Source organism: Vibrio sp. IB15, assembly GCF_016406055.1.
Classification (GTDB): Bacteria; Pseudomonadota; Gammaproteobacteria; order Enterobacterales; family Vibrionaceae; genus Vibrio; species Vibrio chagasii.
On record NZ_JAEFCE010000047.1, the window covers coordinates 23,850 to 41,410 of the forward strand.

At 45.1% G+C, this 17,561-nt stretch carries 16 protein-coding genes; 6 read left to right on the top strand and 10 right to left on the bottom strand.

What is annotated here, in order from left to right:
• Nucleotides 1-321 precede the first annotated feature (321 nt).
• Together zur and JC606_RS16705 are read left to right on the top strand one after the other, a co-directional pair.
• Nucleotides 322-780, top strand: a complete 459-nt coding sequence (zur, locus tag JC606_RS16700) for a zinc uptake transcriptional repressor Zur (RefSeq protein WP_063524689.1) — start codon at nt 322-324, stop codon at nt 778-780.
• Between the two features lie 17 nt (nt 781-797).
• Entirely contained in the window at nt 798-1,259 is a 462-nt protein-coding gene (locus JC606_RS16705; RefSeq protein ID WP_004741271.1) for a chemotaxis protein CheX, read from the top strand.
• A gap of 141 nt (nt 1,260-1,400) precedes the next feature.
• Here the strand turns inward: JC606_RS16705 and pgi are convergent, their stop codons facing one another.
• Complete coding sequence (pgi, locus tag JC606_RS16710) at nt 1,401-3,053, bottom strand: glucose-6-phosphate isomerase (protein WP_137408844.1); 1,653 nt, start codon at nt 3,051-3,053, stop codon at nt 1,401-1,403.
• A 326-nt stretch (nt 3,054-3,379) separates the two neighbouring features.
• On the opposite strand from pgi, the gene JC606_RS16715 reads away from it, so the two are divergent.
• The gene (locus tag JC606_RS16715) at nt 3,380-3,799 is read left to right on the top strand and encodes a secondary thiamine-phosphate synthase enzyme YjbQ (RefSeq protein WP_004741273.1); all 420 of its coding nucleotides are present in this window, start codon (nt 3,380-3,382) and stop codon (nt 3,797-3,799) included.
• Between the two features lie 157 nt (nt 3,800-3,956).
• On the opposite strand, the gene alr is transcribed toward JC606_RS16715, so the two are convergent.
• A complete protein-coding gene (alr, locus tag JC606_RS16720; protein ID WP_137408843.1) occupies nt 3,957-5,042 on the bottom strand; it encodes an alanine racemase in 1,086 nt (361 codons plus the stop codon).
• A 6-nt stretch (nt 5,043-5,048) separates the two neighbouring features.
• Nucleotides 5,049-6,440, bottom strand: coding sequence for a replicative DNA helicase (locus tag JC606_RS16725; RefSeq protein ID WP_004741275.1), 1,392 nt, complete (start codon nt 6,438-6,440; stop codon nt 5,049-5,051).
• Between the two features lie 175 nt (nt 6,441-6,615).
• Between JC606_RS16725 and JC606_RS16730 the strand changes: the two genes are divergently transcribed.
• The gene (locus tag JC606_RS16730; RefSeq protein WP_137408842.1) at nt 6,616-7,500 is read left to right on the top strand and encodes a DUF481 domain-containing protein; all 885 of its coding nucleotides are present in this window, start codon (nt 6,616-6,618) and stop codon (nt 7,498-7,500) included.
• A gap of 164 nt (nt 7,501-7,664) precedes the next feature.
• Here JC606_RS16730 and rplI read toward each other — a convergent pair whose 3' ends face one another.
• The 5 genes from rplI to rnr all read right to left on the bottom strand — a co-directional run bounded on the left by rplI (nt 7,665) and on the right by rnr (nt 12,813).
• Nucleotides 7,665-8,117 carry a 50S ribosomal protein L9 gene (gene rplI / locus JC606_RS16735; protein WP_008223927.1) on the bottom strand — a complete coding sequence of 151 codons (453 nt, stop codon included), beginning with the start codon at nt 8,115-8,117 and terminating at the stop codon, nt 7,665-7,667.
• A gap of 38 nt (nt 8,118-8,155) precedes the next feature.
• On the bottom strand, nt 8,156-8,383 hold the full coding sequence (rpsR, locus tag JC606_RS16740; protein ID WP_000090472.1) for a 30S ribosomal protein S18: 228 nt from the start codon (nt 8,381-8,383) through the stop codon (nt 8,156-8,158).
• A gap of 110 nt (nt 8,384-8,493) precedes the next feature.
• Complete coding sequence (rpsF, locus tag JC606_RS16745) at nt 8,494-8,883, bottom strand: 30S ribosomal protein S6 (RefSeq protein WP_004741278.1); 390 nt, start codon at nt 8,881-8,883, stop codon at nt 8,494-8,496.
• A gap of 549 nt (nt 8,884-9,432) precedes the next feature.
• Complete coding sequence (gene rlmB / locus JC606_RS16750) at nt 9,433-10,173, bottom strand: 23S rRNA (guanosine(2251)-2'-O)-methyltransferase RlmB (protein ID WP_198779021.1); 741 nt, start codon at nt 10,171-10,173, stop codon at nt 9,433-9,435.
• 138 nt (nt 10,174-10,311) lie between these two features.
• Complete coding sequence (gene rnr / locus JC606_RS16755) at nt 10,312-12,813, bottom strand: ribonuclease R (protein WP_102422993.1); 2,502 nt, start codon at nt 12,811-12,813, stop codon at nt 10,312-10,314.
• 249 nt (nt 12,814-13,062) lie between these two features.
• On the opposite strand from rnr, the gene JC606_RS16760 reads away from it, so the two are divergent.
• On the top strand, nt 13,063-14,472 hold the full coding sequence (locus JC606_RS16760) for an amidohydrolase (RefSeq protein ID WP_198779022.1): 1,410 nt from the start codon (nt 13,063-13,065) through the stop codon (nt 14,470-14,472).
• Between the two features lie 128 nt (nt 14,473-14,600).
• Here the strand turns inward: JC606_RS16760 and motX are convergent, their stop codons facing one another.
• On the bottom strand, nt 14,601-15,236 hold the full coding sequence (motX, locus tag JC606_RS16765) for a flagellar protein MotX (RefSeq protein WP_137408840.1): 636 nt from the start codon (nt 15,234-15,236) through the stop codon (nt 14,601-14,603).
• A 450-nt stretch (nt 15,237-15,686) separates the two neighbouring features.
• Complete coding sequence (locus JC606_RS16770) at nt 15,687-17,003, bottom strand: adenylosuccinate synthase (RefSeq protein WP_004741285.1); 1,317 nt, start codon at nt 17,001-17,003, stop codon at nt 15,687-15,689.
• A gap of 172 nt (nt 17,004-17,175) precedes the next feature.
• Here JC606_RS16770 and JC606_RS16775 point away from each other — a divergent pair, with 172 nt between their 5' ends.
• The gene (locus JC606_RS16775) at nt 17,176-17,364 is read left to right on the top strand and encodes a DUF2065 domain-containing protein (RefSeq protein ID WP_004741286.1); all 189 of its coding nucleotides are present in this window, start codon (nt 17,176-17,178) and stop codon (nt 17,362-17,364) included.
• The last annotated feature ends 197 nt before the right edge of the window (nt 17,365-17,561 follow it).

Genomic DNA, 17,561 nt, shown 5'->3' on the forward strand with positions numbered 1-17,561 from the left:
GTAAGCTACGTTGAATGCGTTCATATAAAATAGTCTTATATGACCTATCAATGCGTATTCAAATAAAAAGCCCACCAAAACATGGTGTCTCGAGCTATTTGAGCACTCCCAATATGCAAACATTATTTATAAACCATTCACCAGATCTCTAATTCAGCGTCACTAATCAGTTATGCCTTGAGTCACAATGTCATTTTGAGTTACCTTGTCTTATTAAAAGTCGTGGGTCACAATACGCTCTGTACCTGACTTTAATAGAAATCAATGGCTCCTTAGCCGAAATAACCTGAAAATAGGGTTTGTTTAAGGATGTCCGATTGAATGGTGAAGAATTTGGACCACACATTAATAGAGCAAGTTGAAGGGATATGCGCATCGCGTGGTGTTAGATTAACGCCTCAAAGAAAGCGAGTGTTTGAGCTCATCTTCTCTAATAAGAAAGCCTCTAGTGCTTATGAATTATTAGAGCAATTGAAAGTCAGTGAGCCGCAAGCAAAGCCACCTACAGTGTATCGCGCTTTGGATTTCTTGTTGGAGCAAGGTTTCATTCACAGAGTTGAGTCAACCAACAGCTTTATATGCTGCTGTTCTTGTAATGCCAATAAACATTTCTCCCAACTACTGATCTGCGATAAATGTGGCACAGTGATAGAACTACAAGACGATTCCCTTGTGACTCTGCTCGCGAGTAACGCTGAGAAGCATGGCTTTCAATTGACCAACCACGTCATTGAATCGCATGGCATTTGCCAGTCTTGCTCCTCCGATATGAAAGAATAAGATTATAGAAGAACATTATGCGCGCTGAATTTGTAAACCCGTTTTTAGCTTCTTTGATGAACGTTCTAAAAACGATGGCTTCTCTAGAATTGAAGCCACAAAAACCAAGAGTTAAGAAAGATGAAATCGCTCGTGGTGATGTCTCTGGTTTAATCGGTATGGTTGGTCCACAATCACGTGGCTCAATGTCGATTACCTTTGATGAAGGTCTGGCTCTGGAAATCATGGAAAACATGCTTGGTGAGCGACCAAACGGTTTGAACGAAGAAGTAACCGACATGGTTGGTGAGATCACCAACATGGTAACAGGCGGTGCAAAACGTATTCTTGCGGAAAGCGGCTTCGACTTCGACATGGCAACGCCGATTGTGGTTTCTGGTAAAGGCCATACTATTCGTCACAAATGCGAAGGCGCAATCATCATCATGCCTTTCTCATCTCAGTGGGGTAATGCCTTCATCGAGATCTGTTTCGAATAAAAGTAACTACTGCAAAATATTTAGAAGGCTGGCGTCGATACGTTAGCCTTTTTTATTACCTGCGATTTAACCATTGCTTACTCTACAGATACAAAAACGCCAACCCTAAGGTTGGCGTTAACTTTTATGCTATCAACTCAATTAAGCTTTAAGTGCTTTGAATGCGTTGATTAGACCGTTCGTTGAGCTGTCGTGAGATGTCACTTCTGCGTCATCAGCAAGCTCTGGAAGAATTTGGTTCGCTAGTTGCTTACCAAGTTCTACACCCCACTGGTCGAAGCTGAAGATGTTCCAGATAACACCTTGAACAAAGATCTTGTGCTCGTACATCGCGATCAGGTTACCCAGAGAGCGAGGCGTAATTTGCTTAACAAGAATAGAGTTCGTTGGGCGGTTACCTTCAAACACTTTGAAAGGTACTAGTTCAGCCACTTCTTCTGCAGTTTTACCAGTCGCTAGGAATTCAGCTTCCACAGTTTCTTTTGTCTTACCGAATGCTAGTGCTTCAGTTTGAGCAAAGAAGTTAGACATTAGCTTCTGGTGGTGATCAGATGCTGGGTTATGGCTGATTGCAGGAGCAATAAAGTCTGATGGGATCAGCTTAGTGCCTTGGTGAATCAGTTGGTAGAACGCGTGCTGGCCGTTTGTACCTGGTTCCCCCCAGATGATAGGACCTGTTTGGTACTCTACTGGGTTACCTTCACGATCTACAAACTTACCATTTGATTCCATGTTGCCTTGCTGGAAGTAAGCAGCAAAACGGTGCATGTACTGGTCGTAAGGTAGAATCGCTTCCGACTCAGCGCCGTGGAAGTTGTTGTACCAAATACCGATTAGCGCAAGGATTACTGGGATGTTGCTTTCAAACTCAGTTGAAGCAAAGTGGTTATCCATCTCGTGAGCACCTTCTAGTAGCTCAACGAAATTATCGAAGCCTACAGAAAGAGAAATAGAAAGACCAATCGCAGACCATAGAGAGTAACGACCACCAACCCAGTCCCAGAATTCGAACATGTTGTCAGTATCGATACCAAACTCAGCGACTGCAGTTGCGTTCGTCGATAGTGCAGCGAAGTGCTTAGCTACGTGCGCTTCATCACCTGCTTCTGCTAGGAACCAATCACGTGCAGAGTGTGCGTTCGTCATTGTTTCTTGAGTCGTGAATGTTTTTGATGCTACTAGGAATAGCGTTGTTTCTGGGTTCAGAGACTTAAGTGTCTCAACGATGTGCGTACCATCTACATTAGAAACGAAGTGCATGTTTAGGCGAGTTTTGTATGGCGTTAGTGCTTCAGTCACCATGTATGGACCAAGATCCGAACCGCCGATACCAATGTTTACAACATCAGTAATCTCTTTACCTGTGTAACCTTTCCACTCACCAGAAACGATGCGGTGTGTGAACAGTTCCATTTTTGCTAGTACAGCGTTAACTGCTGGCATTACGTCTTTGCCGTCAACCATTACTGGCTTGTCGCTACGGTTACGTAGTGCAGTGTGAAGCACTGAACGGCCTTCAGTCTTGTTGATCGCATCACCGCTAAACATCGCTTCAATTGCAGACTTAACTTCAGTCTCGTTTGCAAGAGCAAATAGGTGCTGCATCGTTTCTGCGTCGATTAGGTTCTTAGAGTAATCGACTAAGATGTCTGAACCGAAACGAGTAGAAAAGCTCTCGAAACGTTTTGCATCTTGAGCAAACAGCTCTTTCATATCCATATCTTGAGCAGACTCAAAATGAGCTGTTAGAGCTTTCCACGCTTGTGTTTGCGTTGGGTTGATATTTTTCAACATGGTATCTATCCCGATGTTACTGTAGGTTTTATTCTAAACGTCACCTGGGTGATGAATAGAACCCCCGATTAGGCGAAAGTTTATATTTTTCTGTGATGACCAAACCGCGTCACCACTGAAAGATTCTTTGTAATTTTTTTTCACGACGTATTATGCCGTATATGAAGAGCTGTACCTTGAGATAAATCAGGATTAGATTTCCTGAGACAGGAATCGGTACAGACTCTGGCTCTAACACAATTAAATGTGAGCGAGACCTGATAAATTCAAGTTCAAAAGATAGCCTCAAACCACTTTTTTTCCAAATACATTATAAAGGATGGCGTATGTGGATTCAGAAGACTATACACCTAAATGCACAAAAGCGTGGATTTCATCTCATTACTGATGAAATTGAACAACAGATACACGAGGTGAACTCTTTATCTGTTGGTTTATTACATCTATTTATTCAGCATACTTCTGCCAGCTTGACGCTCAATGAAAACGCCGATCCGACCGTCCGTAGTGATATGGAGTCACACTTCAATAAGTTTGTGCCCGAACGAGCCCCCTATTACAAACATACTTATGAAGGTGATGATGATATGCCAGCTCACATTAAAGCATCGACACTTGGCAACAGTGTGACAATCCCTATCACCAATGGTCGTTTAGCTTTAGGAACATGGCAGGGCATTTACTTGGGAGAACACCGAGACTACGGTGGTAGCCGCACTGTGATTGCTACTATCCAAGGAGAATAGCTCATCGTAACTAAGCCTAGAGTAGCGAAATAAAAAGGGGGACACAGAAATGCGTCCCCCTTGAGTAATAGAAAATTGAGCAGATAAACCTTAACTTAGAAAGGCTGGTTTATCAGGAAACTAAAGCATCATAAGTTAGGGGGGCTGACTAACCAAGTTACTTCACGTATTCCATCGCTACACGCGAGGTAAGTTTCGTAACCAACTCGTAAGCGATAGTACCGATATGCTCTGCCACTTCCTCTGAAGGTAACTCTTTGCCCCAAAGTATCGCTTCATCACCGACTTTATCTTGAGCATCCGGCCCAAGATCGACCGTTAACATGTCCATAGATACTCGGCCTGCAATAGGCACTTTTCTGCCATTTACAAACACAGGTGTGCCGTTAGGCGCAGTTCGAGGGTAGCCGTCACCGTAACCAATCGCGATAACCCCCACTTTGGTGTCACGTTCACTGGTCCAGTTCGCGCCATAACCCACACTTTCACCAGCCTTCAAATCACGCACAGCAATCAGGTGTGAGGTGAGGGTCATCACTGGTAAAAAACCAAGCTCTTGTGCTGTTTTATCAATAAACGGCGATACACCGTAAGAGATGATTCCCGGGCGTACCCAATCCAGGTGGCTATTAGGCCAAGCAAGTAAACCCGCTGAGTTCGCAAGCGAACGCTCGCCCTCACAACCTTCTGTTAGAGATAAGAATAATTCTGTTTGCTGCTCAGTCGTTGTTTTATCTAACTCATCAGCACAGCCAAAATGGCTCATATAGCGTAAAGGTTTAGCCACATTTGGGCATTGATGCAGGCGCTCAACGAAATCGTGATATTGCTCAGAACGAACACCCAAACGGTGCATACCACTATCGACTTTTAGCCATACCACAACCGGTGATTCTAGAACTGAATTTTCCAGAGCACTAAGCTGTTCTTCACAATGCACCACCGTTTGAATGTTATTAGTGACAAGTATCGGTAAATCGCCGGAAGAATAAAAACCCTCAAGCAATAGAATAGGCTGAACAATGCCACCAGCTCGCAGCTGCAGTGCTTCCTCAATACGGGCTACACCAAACGCATCTGAGCTTTTAGAGTGCTTAGCAATGTGCAGTAAGCCGTGACCATAGCCATTGGCTTTGACAACAGACATCACTTTACACTGCGGGGCTTTCGACTTAATTTGGTTCAGGTTGTGCTCAAGCGCATTTAAATCAATGCTCGCGGTCGCCGCTTTCATATACGTCATTAGCGATTACTCGTCATCAAATGCAGGACCTGCATAGTTATCGAAACGGGAGTGTTGCCCTTGGAATGTAAGACGAACCGAACCGATCGGGCCGTTACGTTGCTTACCGATAATGATTTCAGCGATGCCCTTCAGCGAGCTGTCTGGGTTATACACTTCGTCACGGTAGATGAACATGATTAAGTCGGCATCTTGCTCAATCGAGCCCGATTCACGCAAGTCCGAGTTAACAGGGCGTTTATCGGCACGTTGCTCTAGGGAACGGTTAAGCTGAGAAAGTGCCACAACTGGAACGTTCAACTCTTTCGCTAGCGCTTTTAGGGAACGTGAAATCTCGGCGATCTCAAGGGTACGGTTATCAGACAGTGAAGGGACACGCATCAGTTGAAGGTAATCGATCATGATCATTGAAAGACCATCATGTTCACGAGCAATACGACGCGCACGAGAACGTACTTCGGTTGGCGTTAGGCCAGAGCTGTCATCAATGTACATGTTCTTCTTATCCATGAGGATACCCATGGTCGAAGAGATACGAGCCCAGTCTTCGTCATCAAGTTGACCGGTACGAATTTTGGTTTGGTCCACGCGAGACAAGGATGCAAGCATACGCATCATCAGCTGTTCGCCCGGCATCTCTAGCGAGAAGATAAGCACTGGCTTGTCTTGTTTCATCGCCGCGTTTTCACACAAGTTCATCGCAAATGTGGTTTTACCCATCGATGGACGTGCCGCCACAATGATTAAATCAGAACCTTGTAGACCTGCCGTTTTCTTGTTGAGGTCATTAAAGCCAGTATCGACACCTGTCACACCGTCTTGCGGAGTTTTGTATAGGATTTCGATACGCTCTAGCGTCTTCTCAAGAATACTATCTACGTTTTGCGGGCCTTCGTTTTCACTCGCACGACCTTCCGCAATCGCGAATACTTTACTTTCAGCAAGGTCGAGCAGGTCTTCTGATGTACGACCTTGTGGATCGTAACCAGAATCAGCAATCTCATTCGCCACACCAATCAGGCTACGAACTAATGCACGCTGAGCTACGATATCCGCATAAGCGTTAATGTTAGCCGCACTTGGCGTGTTCTTAGCTAGGTCAGCAAGGTAGGCAAAGCCACCCACTTCTTCAAGTTGCTCACGCAGCTCTAAGTGTTCTGAGAGTGTAATAAGATCCAGAGGAGAGCTTTCTTCAAGGATATCTTTTACCGCTTCAAAGATCAGACGGTGAGGACGGCTATAAAAGTCTTTGGCCACAACCTTTTCAGCAACCGTATCCCAGCGTTCGTTATCTAATAACAAACCGCCAATAACAGATTGCTCAGCTTCTAATGAATGTGGCGGGACCTTAATGGCGTCCACCTGATCTTTGGCTGATTTCTGACTTTTGGTATCCACTATGACTACACTCAATAACTAATAATGATCGTTCATTATACCCAAGAACACTCATTTGTAATGCGTTCCTATGAGTTTGTTTTATTATGTAGGAAGAATTTACTTATTGCTGACGAAATTAACCAAGGCTAGCATTACGATCTCGCCATTCGTTCACTGTATAACTGAGGTATGCGTGTCCAAACTACTGGCTCTGAGCACTGGTATTCTATGCACTGGTCTCTTGAGCACTCCGATGGCTTTAGCTGATGATGCTAAAACCGATGTTGATGCAATCCTCGACTCGATAGTAGTACCAGAACCTACTGCTGAGCCGATCGTCGTTGCACCAGCACCAGAAGAAAAAGATATGGATATCGCACCAAGTGATACGAGTGACACTGAACTGCCAAGCCCACTAAAAACTGAAGTCGAATTTGGATATCAGTCGCATACTGGTAATTCCGATTCACGCTCTCTAAACGCACGCTTAAACGGTGAGTACACGGCTGGCCGCCACAGAACCAGTGGCGAATGGAAATACTACAACCTCTATAAAGATGGTGAAGAAGATAAGAGGCAATCGACTTACACAGCTCAGAGTGACTACAAGTTAAGTCCTAAAACCTATCTCTACGGCAGTTTTAAAGGCGTCGATTCACGCTACAGTGCTTACTTTAAGGACTACACCGTTTCGAGTGGTCTGGGTTACCAGTTTTCGAATACCGAAGAGTTTGTATTGGAAGTCGAAGTGGGCCCGGGTTTCCGTTACCAAGAACCAAACCTCGATGAGATCGACGATGATGACATCATCTTCCCAGAGATCGTTGAAGAAGCGATTTTCCGTGGTAACGTGAATACTTCTTGGCAGGTGTTGAAGAATTTGCAGCTAAAAGCCGATGTGACGCTTGTCTCTGGTCACAGTAACTTGAAGTTCGATACCGAGTTAGAAGCGATCAACGATATTACTGACAATATCGCGCTGAAGATTGCACACTCTCGCCAGTACCACGACAAGGTACCCGAGGGGCTAGATAAAGAAGACTCGGTTCTCTCCATAAACCTGTTGTTCCAATTCTAATTTCCATGGCTGTTTGTTCAGCCATCAGAGCTTTTGGATCATAGTAAGCTTTTTGCCTACTGTAACCCTCCCTTACTCTTCCCTATATTCCAGATATAAAAAAACACCAGCCGAAGCTGGTGTTTAAAACTTTCATAAAGAAAGAATTCGTCTTGGTACTGAAATTACTCAGCTGCAACGATAGCGATTTTCGCAGTAGCAAAAACTTCAGAGTGAAGTTGGATGCTTACTTCGAATTCGCCGATGTTACGTAGAGCGCCTTCAGGTAGGCGTACTTCGCTCTTAGCTACTGCAACACCTGCCGCTGTGATAGCGTCAGCGATGTCACGAGTACCGATAGAACCGAATAGTTTACCTTCGTCACCAGCTTTAGAAGCGATAGAAACGCCTTCTAGAGAGTTAACTTTCTCTGCACGAGCTTCAGCAGCAGCTAGTTGCTCAGCAACTTTAGCTTCTAGTTCAGCACGACGAGTTTCGAACATAGCAACGTTGTCTTTAGTTGCCATAACTGCTTTACCCTGTGGGATAAGGAAGTTACGAGCGTAACCAGATTTAACGTTTACTTGGTCGCCAAGGCCACCTAGGTTACCGATCTTATCAAGTAGAATAACTTGCATTATCTTAGTCCTCTTAAACTATTATTAACTATTACCGATTACTGATGCTTGTCAGTGTACGGTAGTAGAGCTAGGTAACGAGAACGCTTGATAGCGCGAGCTAGTTGACGCTGGTACTTAGCGCTTGTACCAGTGATACGGCTAGGTACGATTTTACCAGCTTCAGTGATGTAGTTTTTAAGAGTTGCTACGTCTTTGTAGTCAATCTCTTGTACGCCTTCTGCAGTGAAACGGCAGAATTTACGACGACGGAAGAAACGAGCCATGGGCTATCTCCTGATCTTAAATTTAATAATGCAGCCTTTCAAAACTTCGGAAAGTGGTGAAAGACTTAAAACAAGTTGAGAATTTTTTAAGGCATTAAGCCAAAAAAGAATTACTCAGCAGCTGCTTCTGGTTTAGCTTCTGTACGCTCTTCACGACGAGGAGCACGCTCTGCACGCTCTTCTTTTTGCTTAAGCATAATAGATTGCTCAGTCACAGCGCCTTTAGTGCGCATGATCATGTTACGTAGAACTGCATCGTTGAAACGGAAAGCAGTTTCTAGCTCGTCAATCACTTCTTGACCAGCTTCAACGTTCATAAGAACGTAGTGAGCTTTGTGAAGCTTGTTGATTGGGTAAGCCATTTGACGACGACCCCAGTCTTCTAGACGGTGGATAGTACCGCCAGCTTCAGTGATAGAACCAGTGTAACGCTCGATCATGCCAGCAACTTGCTCGCTTTGATCAGGGTGAACCATGAATACGATTTCGTAATGACGCATTTGGTTGCTCCTTACGGATTATTAGCTTCCACGAATGGCTCGGTCGTCCAGAGGAAGCAAGGAACTAAAGATAAATGACCGAGTTTTAAGGACGGCAAATATTATAGAAAGAACCCTGTATTGGCAAGTGGTATTTGGCGAATAATGAAACAGTTTTTCTTTCGCCATTAAGGGGCTGTTAATCTTTCGAGCTGGCTTTTGCAGCTCTTTGTGGGAAATTTATACAAGACAGAGGCTTTGACGTGTAGCTAGCCTACATAAAAAGCCGATAACGCAGTAGAGATGAACCACAAAGGCTGCCCGAAGGGTTCGAGCTAGGCGCCCCCGCAAAAATCATTTTGTGCTTTGTTGAAGAATATTTGCTTAGAATGACTAGGCTACATACTCTTCGCCGCGCCTAAAACGATTTTATCTCGAACAAAATTCAACCACGAAAGAGCAACAGCCCCTTACCATCCGCGGTTCTATTGAGATCTGCCTTAATTAGATGAAAACAAACGCCCACCAGCATGTGGTGGGCGTTAGAAATAAATCAATTCAATGAGTAATTTACTGAGCTAGACGCTGACGTACCGCTTCAAACAGACAAATACCAGAAGCCACTGACACGTTCAGGCTTGATACACTACCAGCCATCGGAATCTTGATCAGGTCATCACAGGTCTCACGCGTTAGACGACGCATACCGTCACCTTCTGCACCCATTACTACTGCTAGAGGGCCTGTTAGCTTCGCTTGATAGATGTCGTGCGTCGCTTCGCCCGCTGTACCGACAAACCATACCCCTTGTTCTTGCAGAGCACGCATTGTGCGAGCTAGGTTGGTTACACGTACTAGCGGAACTGTTTCAGCAGCACCACATGCAACCTTACTAACCGTTGCTGTTAATGGAGAAGAGCGGTCTTTAGGCACGATAACCGCAGCAACACCAGCCGCATCCGCATTACGCAGACACGCACCTAGGTTATGAGGGTCTGTTACGCCATCAAGAACCAACAGCAATGGCTGTTCGTGCTGCGCTAGGATGTCGTCTAGGTGAGTTTCGTTGAGCTGCTTAGCCGGCTTCACCTTAGCGATAATGCCTTGGTGGTTTGCACCTTGTGCTTTGTCATCCAGCGGCTTACGGCCCATCTGTTGGATTGATACACCAAACTGTTGCAACTGATTCAGTAGTGGTAAAAGACGCTCATCTTGGCGACCTTTCAGCACATACGCTTCAATGAAACGTACTGGATCTTTTTCTAATACGGCTTTCACCGCGTGAATACCGTAAATAAATTCGTTACTCATTGTCTCAAATTACTCTTATTGCTCAGAGATGAACGGCACTAACTCCAATGCATTCAGCTCTGCGTTGTTTATTTCGAGAGTATGCGTTTCACGCCCGATACTCTCGCATTACATTCGTTGTTAACGCTTGGCGATGTCCTAAGACTTATCCGCCCTTGCCTTGCGAGTTGCTGAGCGCTTTTTCTTCGCTCGAGCTTTTGCTGCACCGGTCTTATTACGCGATTTTTTCTTTTTCTCAGAAGCTTCTGAACTACCATCTGGTCGCTTAGTTGGCTCAACTAATGGTTTAGCTGCGACACCTGGTTTGTTGCTCTTCACTGCGGCGCGTTTCTTACTTTTCGCCTTTTTCATTGCTTCAGCAGCACGCTTCTTGGCTGTTTTACCTTTGCCACGAGGCTGACGAGCAGTGTCTTCCAAATCAAAATCAATTTGGCGAGTTTCTAGGTTAACCGCAGAAACCTTCACTTTAACCGAGTCACCCAAGCGGTAGATGTTGCCAGAGCTTTCACCCACTAGGCGCTGACCAACCGCATCAAATTGGTAGTAATCGTTCGCTAACGCCGAGATGTGCACTAGGCCATCAATGTGCAGTTCCGTTAGACGCACAAAGAAACCAAAGCCGGTAACGTTGGCAATCACACCGTCCATTACTTCACCGACGTGGTCTTGCATGTATTCACATTTCAGCCAGTCGTTCACTTCACGAGTTGCGTCATCGGCGCGACGTTCAGTCATTGAACACTGCTCGCCGTAGAAGTCCATTTCATCGAAAGTGTAGTGGTAACCGCCGGTTGGTGTCCAACGTTCGCTGTTACGCCCCTCTTCTTTCGCAATAAGGTACTTAATTGCACGGTGCAGTAGCAAGTCAGGGTAACGACGGATCGGCGAAGTAAAGTGAGCGTAGCGTTTTAGCGCCAGACCAAAGTGACCTACGTTATCAGCGTTGTATACCGCTTGCTTCATCGAGCGTAGCAGCATAGTTTGAATTAACTCGCGATCTTCACGCTCGTTAATTTGCTGCATTAGCTTTGCGTAATCCGTTGGTGACGGAGACAAACCACCGTCTAGCGATAAACCAAGCTCACTTAGGAAGTCTTTAAAGCCTGCTAAGCGCTCTTCTCCTGGAGTTTCGTGAATACGGTACAGCGATGGCTCTTTCGCTTTCTCCACCAAAGATGCAGACGCGATGTTCGCTAGAATCATACACTCTTCGATGATTTTGTGTGCATCGTTGCGAACAACGGGTTCAATACGGTCAATCTTACGATCCGCATTGAAGATGAACTTAGTCTCTACCGTTTCAAACTCAATTGCGCCACGCTCGTCACGAGTCTGCTTCAGTACTTTGTACATTCTGTGCAGCTCTTCGAGATGCGGCACTTCTTGTACGTAACGCTCACGAAGCTCTTCGTTGCCATCTAAGATTGCGCCTACTTTATTGTAAGTAAGACGAGCATGAGAGTTCATCACTGCTTCGTAGTGCTTGTAGCCCGACAGTTTGCCTTTGTCTGAGATAGTCATCTCACACACCATACATAAACGGTCTACTTGTGGGTTCAACGAACATAGGCCGTTAGAAAGTACTTCTGGCAGCATTGGGACTACTTGTGACGGGAAGTATACCGAGTTACCACGATTGATCGCTTCTTTATCTAATGCAGTATCAGGACGAACGTAGTAGCTAACATCAGCAATCGCTACCCATAGGCGCCAACCTCCACCTTTCTTCGCTTCACAATAAACCGCATCATCGAAGTCACGCGCATCTTCACCATCGATTGTTACCAATGGCAATTTACGCAGGTCAACACGTCCTTCTTTCGCTTCTTCAGGGACATGCTCACCCAAGTTAGCAATTTGCTTATCAACAGCTTCTGGCCACTCATTTGGGATCTGGTGGGTATGAATCGCAATCTTGGTTTCCATGCCCGGGGCCATGTTCTCACCAAGCACTTCAGTTACCTTACCCATCATGTTACGAGAGCGACCGCCACGGTCAGTAATTTCAATCACAACCACATTACCCATTCGAGCTCCGCCTTTATGCTCGGTTGGGATAAGGATGTCATGACTGATACGTGAGTCATCAGCAACCACATAAGAGTGGCCATACTCTAAGAAGAAACGGCCAACAATTGGCGTGGTACGTTCTTCAAGTACGCGAACTAAACGACCTTCACGACGGCCACGCTTGCTGTTGTCCGTTGGCTGAGCCAATACGTAGTCACCGTGCATGATGGTTTTCATCTGATGGTGTGGCAGTAGAATATCGTCATCCTTGCCTTTGCTACCATCAGGGCGAACCCAACCATGACCGTCTTTGTGACCAATCACGTAACCTTTCACTAGCTCTAACTTTTCAGGTAGCGCGTAGCATTGGCGACGAGTGAAGACCAGTTGTCCATCACGCTCCATAGCACGTAAACGACGACGTAGCCCTTCATATTGCTCCTCTCCAGCAAGGCCAAGCGCTTCGAATAGATCATTTCGGTTCATTGGGATATTCGCTTCCGTTAGAAACGATAAAATGAACTCTCGGCTTGGTACTGGATTGTCGTAATTTTTCGACTCTCGATCGGCAAAAGGATCAACGTTAGTGGTAGCTGTCGTGTTTTCTGACATTGGTGTGTTTTTTGACATAGGCGGGCCTGCTTAAGCAAGGAAGGTATATACCCCTAGTATATCCGATGCTAGAGGTAAGCTACAGATATGCTTTAGAAAACCCGAAAATAACCTCAGATTGATACATATCTTCATTTTGTGAAACATCACTTCATCATCACAAACTACCATAAGAATTTCGCGCAAACGATAAAACAAACGTTTGCCTCATGAGTGAAATGCACTATTATCCAGACACTTTTACCAACTCCTGTTCTGAGTATTGATATGAAATTAAAACGCACCTTATTGGCTTCAGCAATGGCGAGCCTTGCGCTATTACCATTCGCAAGTTCTGCGATGGAAAAAGCAGATCTAATGATTACCGATGCGATGGTTCTAACCATGAACCAAGACAAAACGGTTTATGAGAGCGGAACGGTTGTCGTCAAAGACAACAAAATCATTGCGGTTGGCGATGCTTCACTAGAGAAGCGATACAAAGCTGAGCAAGTGCTAGATGTCGATGGCGACATCGTAATGCCAGGTCTAATCAATACTCACACCCACGTATCAATGACGGTTTTCCGTTCACTGGCCGATGATGTGCCAGACCGACTACACCGCTACATCTTCCCACTAGAGAAGAAGTTAGTATCACGCGACATGGTACGTATTGGTGCCAACTTAGGTAACGTTGAAATGGTCAAAGGCGGTGTGACAACTTACGCCGACATGTACTACTTCGAGGATGAAGTTGCAAAAACCGTCGATAAGATTGGTATACGTGCCATCCTTGGTGAAACCGTGATTAAGTTCCCAGTTGCCGATGCTGCAAACGCCGAAGAAGGTATCAAGTACGCGTTGAACTTTATTGAAGAATATAAAGATCACCCACGTATTACCCCTGCATTTGCACCACATGCGCCTTACACCAACACCACAGAGGTCCTGCAGAAGATTTCTAAATTGTCACTAGAGCTCGATGTACCAGTGATGATCCACCTTGCAGAATCGCACCGTGAAGTAGAGAAGATCGCAGAGCGTTCAGAAGGCTTATCGCCGGTTCAATACATGGATAGCATTGGCGCACTCAACAAAAACCTAGTTGGTGCACACATGATCTTAATCGATGACCATGATATTGAGCTTGTGAAAAAGTCGGACATGGGTGTGGCTCATAACATGAGTGCGAACATCAAGTCAGCAAAAGGCGTATCACCTGCACTACAGATGTATGATGAGAATGTACGTATTGGTTTAGGTACTGATGGCCCAATGTCTGGTAACACTCTAAGCACTATCGATGAATTCAACCAAGTTGCTAAAGTTCATAAGCTAGTCAATAAAGATCGTGCAGCAATGCCGCCGATCAAAGTGATCGACATGGCAACAATGGGCGCAGCAAAAGCGCTACACATGGAAGATAAGATCGGCTCCCTTGAAGTCGGCAAGCTAGCAGACATCATAGTGATCGACACTAAAGCACCAAACATGGTTCCTGTTTACAACCCGTATTCAGCACTGGTGTATTCAGCTAACTCTGGCAATGTTCGTCACACGATCGTCGATGGCAAGATCATCATGCAAGATCGCGACATGCTAACGGTAAATGAAGATAAGATTCGTCAGGAAGCGCTCGATTTTACCAAGGTAGTTCGTGAAACCGTTATCGAATCTGGTGAAGTCGTTCAATAAGTTCGCTATCGAATAACATGACCATCTAAACGTAAAAAGCCCCGCACTAATTTGATTAGGCGGGGCTTTTTATATCTTGTAACCTGTAACAATGAGTGCAGGAATCATTACAGGTTTCTAGCTCGGTATTACCAGAATACGTCGCGTCGTTTTGCTCGCGCGATAATATTGTCTGGCATTCTCTTTTCCAGACCACTTCGCAATACAGTAATGCGCTTGTGTTGTCTTTGGTCTGCAGTGACTGAGTTGTATAACCAGCGGTAAGCATCTTCGTAATCTAACGGGCTGCCATAGTCACGCAACAACAGCTCTGCTAGATGAATACTGGCACTCAGGTTCCCCAGAGAGGCCGCTTCACGCAGGTATGGGATCGCTCGCTCTTGGTCTTGTTGAACCAAGGTTCCACGAGAATAATAACGACCCAATTGCTCTAGTGCTGAAGGTAAACCTTGGTGTGCCGCGTTTTCCATGTAGTAAAGACCAAGCTCTACATCTTGAGGAACGCACACGCCCCACGCCAGCATATCACCGTATAAAAACTCATAAGAAGGCAAGCTAATACGCGTTGCACGAGCAACGATATCTTCAACTAACTGGCACTTATCAGCTTTCACTCGCTCTAGGTGTTGATTATTCTCGATTAAATTAATCAGTTCAGCTTCTGTATATATTGGAACCGGCTCCCCGACATCAGCCAAATTTGCATGACTCAAGGGTGAGCTCAGCGCCATTATCAATGAAGCTGCCACAATTCGTAGCTTCATACCTGCACTCTTTTATCGGTTTTAAAAACGCATCGAGCCTTTGGGCAACCCAAACTCAATTACATTTCACTCACTATGATATCTGTATCGGCAACTCAGCGTATCGCTTTAGACAAAACTTGCCGCTAATGGGCAATATTTTGCCAGATGGCGTTCAAAAGATCATCACAGAAAGCTATATACCAATCGTAGTAAATAACTGCTCACTCTAGCTTGTTAAAATACTCGATAACTTCGTTAGAATTTTTGATTGTAGAATAACTACTTATCGAAAAATTCTGCCTTGTTCTCAAGCATTTTTCCGGCGCTATTTTTGATCACTTACTTACTGTGATTGGTATCGTCCCTCAAATTACAAGTATAAAAAAGCCGACTTAAGAAAGTCGGCTTTTAGAAAACGATTTAATTATCAAAGCACTAAAGGTGCCGTGGTAATCACTCAATCAGGCATTATGCACTGTATGGGTGAACCTTGATGATAGTTTCGTTACGGTCTGGACCAGTTGATACGATATCAATTGGCACACCTGTTAGGTCTTCGATACGTTTGATGTAATCAAGAGCAGCTTGTGGAAGCGCGTCGATTGACTTAGCACCAAATGTTGTTTCAGACCAACCTGGCATTGTTTCGTAGATTGGCGTTGCTTCTTCGAAAGACTCAGCAGCCATTGGAGAAACTTCTAGGATAGAACCGTCAGCCATCTTGTAGCCAGTACAGATCTTGATTTCTTCTAGGCCGTCTAGAACGTCTAGTTTAGTCAGACACATACCAGTTAGAGAGTTGATTTGGATTGCACGACGCATAGCAACAGCATCGAACCAACCAGTACGACGTAGACGACCAGTAGTTGCGCCAAACTCGTGGCCAACATCACCTAGGTGCTTACCAACTGGGTCTTGCTTGTCTAGACCATCGTATAGCTCAGTTGGGAATGGACCTGAACCTACACGAGTACAGTAAGCCTTAGTGATACCAAGGATGTAACCGATGTGACGAGGACCGAAACCAGAACCTGCAGCAACACCACCAGCAGTCGTGTTAGAAGAAGTTACGTATGGGTAAGTACCGTGGTCGATATCTAGTAGAGTACCTTGAGCGCCTTCGAACATGATCTTGTCGCCGCGCTTACGTGCTGCGTCTAGTTCGTCAGTTACGTCCATAACCATTGAAGTTAGTAGATCTGCGTAACCCATGCACTGCTCAAGTACATCTTCGTAGCTTACTGTTTCAGCTTTGTAGAAGTGCTCTAGTTGGAAGTTATGGAATTCCATTACTTCTTTTAGTTTTTCAGCGAACATTTCTTTATCGAAAAGGTCACCAACGCGTAGACCGCGACGAGCAACTTTATCTTCGTAAGCTGGACCGATACCACGACCCGTTGTACCAATAGCTTTCGCGCCACGAGCGATTTCACGCGCGTTGTCGATAGCGATGTGGTAAGGAAGAATTAGAGGACAAGCTTCAGAAACGAAAAGACGCTCGCGAACTGGGATACCGCGCTCTTCAAGAGGCTTCATTTCTTTAAGAAGTGCTTCAGGCGAAAGTACAACACCGTTACCGATAACACATTTAACGTTATCGCGCAGGATGCCTGATGGAATTAAGTGAAGAACGGTTTTTTCACCGTCAATTACAAGTGTGTGACCTGCATTGTGACCGCCTTGGTAGCGAACCACGTATTTTGCATCTTCAGTTAAAAGGTCAACGATTTTACCTTTACCTTCATCACCCCATTGGGTGCCTAGAACGACTACGTTATTTCCCATCTTTCCAATTTCTGTTGCTAATTAAAAATGGATTCTAGCACTGAATCACACTTCTTGCAGTCACTTTTTGTTCATAAACGTTAACGCTGTACAAAAATAAAACAGCGATTACGAAGAGCAGATCGCTAAAGATGCTGATATCATTATATTTTTATAGATATAAGGCAGCATCATGTCTGATTCAATTTGGCTCGCAATTGGGCTTGTTCTCATCGTTGAAGGGCTTGGCCCATTAATCGCACCAAATGGCTGGAGAAATATGGTCGCTCAGCTAAGCGAGCAACCCGATACTCAATTGCGCCGCATTGGTGGCTGCCTGGTAGTCGCTGGCGCCGTGATCGCTTTTATGACACATCACTAATTCGCGTCATCGCATCCACAATAGTTCTCTGCATAGTTCCTTACCATTGCTAGCAGATAGATAGTTCGAGCAACCACTCTCCCAAAGCCGCTCAGACAAGATAAAAATAGCAGAACCCTAAAAAGTAAAAAGGCTCCCACAATGGGCTGTCTCTTGATCACAAGTCTGGTTAATCAAGAGACTTGGCGAGTTCATAC

Excerpts from the sequence above, each read along its gene's own strand:
- zur (WP_063524689.1), top strand. The coding sequence starts at position 322 with ATGGTGAAGAATTTGGACCACACATTAATAGAGCAAGTTGAAGGGATA.
- JC606_RS16705 (WP_004741271.1), top strand. The coding sequence starts at position 798 with ATGCGCGCTGAATTTGTAAACCCGTTTTTAGCTTCTTTGATGAACGTT.
- pgi (WP_137408844.1), bottom strand. The coding sequence starts at position 3,053 with ATGTTGAAAAATATCAACCCAACGCAAACACAAGCGTGGAAAGCTCTA.
- JC606_RS16715 (WP_004741273.1), top strand. The coding sequence starts at position 3,380 with ATGTGGATTCAGAAGACTATACACCTAAATGCACAAAAGCGTGGATTT.
- alr (WP_137408843.1), bottom strand. The coding sequence starts at position 5,042 with ATGACGTATATGAAAGCGGCGACCGCGAGCATTGATTTAAATGCGCTT.
- rplI (WP_008223927.1), bottom strand. The coding sequence starts at position 8,117 with ATGCAAGTTATTCTACTTGATAAGATCGGTAACCTAGGTGGCCTTGGC.
- rpsR (WP_000090472.1), bottom strand. The coding sequence starts at position 8,383 with ATGGCTCGTTTCTTCCGTCGTCGTAAATTCTGCCGTTTCACTGCAGAA.
- rpsF (WP_004741278.1), bottom strand. The coding sequence starts at position 8,883 with ATGCGTCATTACGAAATCGTATTCATGGTTCACCCTGATCAAAGCGAG.
- rlmB (WP_198779021.1), bottom strand. The coding sequence starts at position 10,173 with ATGAGTAACGAATTTATTTACGGTATTCACGCGGTGAAAGCCGTATTA.
- rnr (WP_102422993.1), bottom strand. The coding sequence starts at position 12,813 with ATGTCAAAAAACACACCAATGTCAGAAAACACGACAGCTACCACTAAC.
- JC606_RS16760 (WP_198779022.1), top strand. The coding sequence starts at position 13,063 with ATGAAATTAAAACGCACCTTATTGGCTTCAGCAATGGCGAGCCTTGCG.
- motX (WP_137408840.1), bottom strand. The coding sequence starts at position 15,236 with ATGAAGCTACGAATTGTGGCAGCTTCATTGATAATGGCGCTGAGCTCA.
- JC606_RS16770 (WP_004741285.1), bottom strand. The coding sequence starts at position 17,003 with ATGGGAAATAACGTAGTCGTTCTAGGCACCCAATGGGGTGATGAAGGT.
- JC606_RS16775 (WP_004741286.1), top strand. The coding sequence starts at position 17,176 with ATGTCTGATTCAATTTGGCTCGCAATTGGGCTTGTTCTCATCGTTGAA.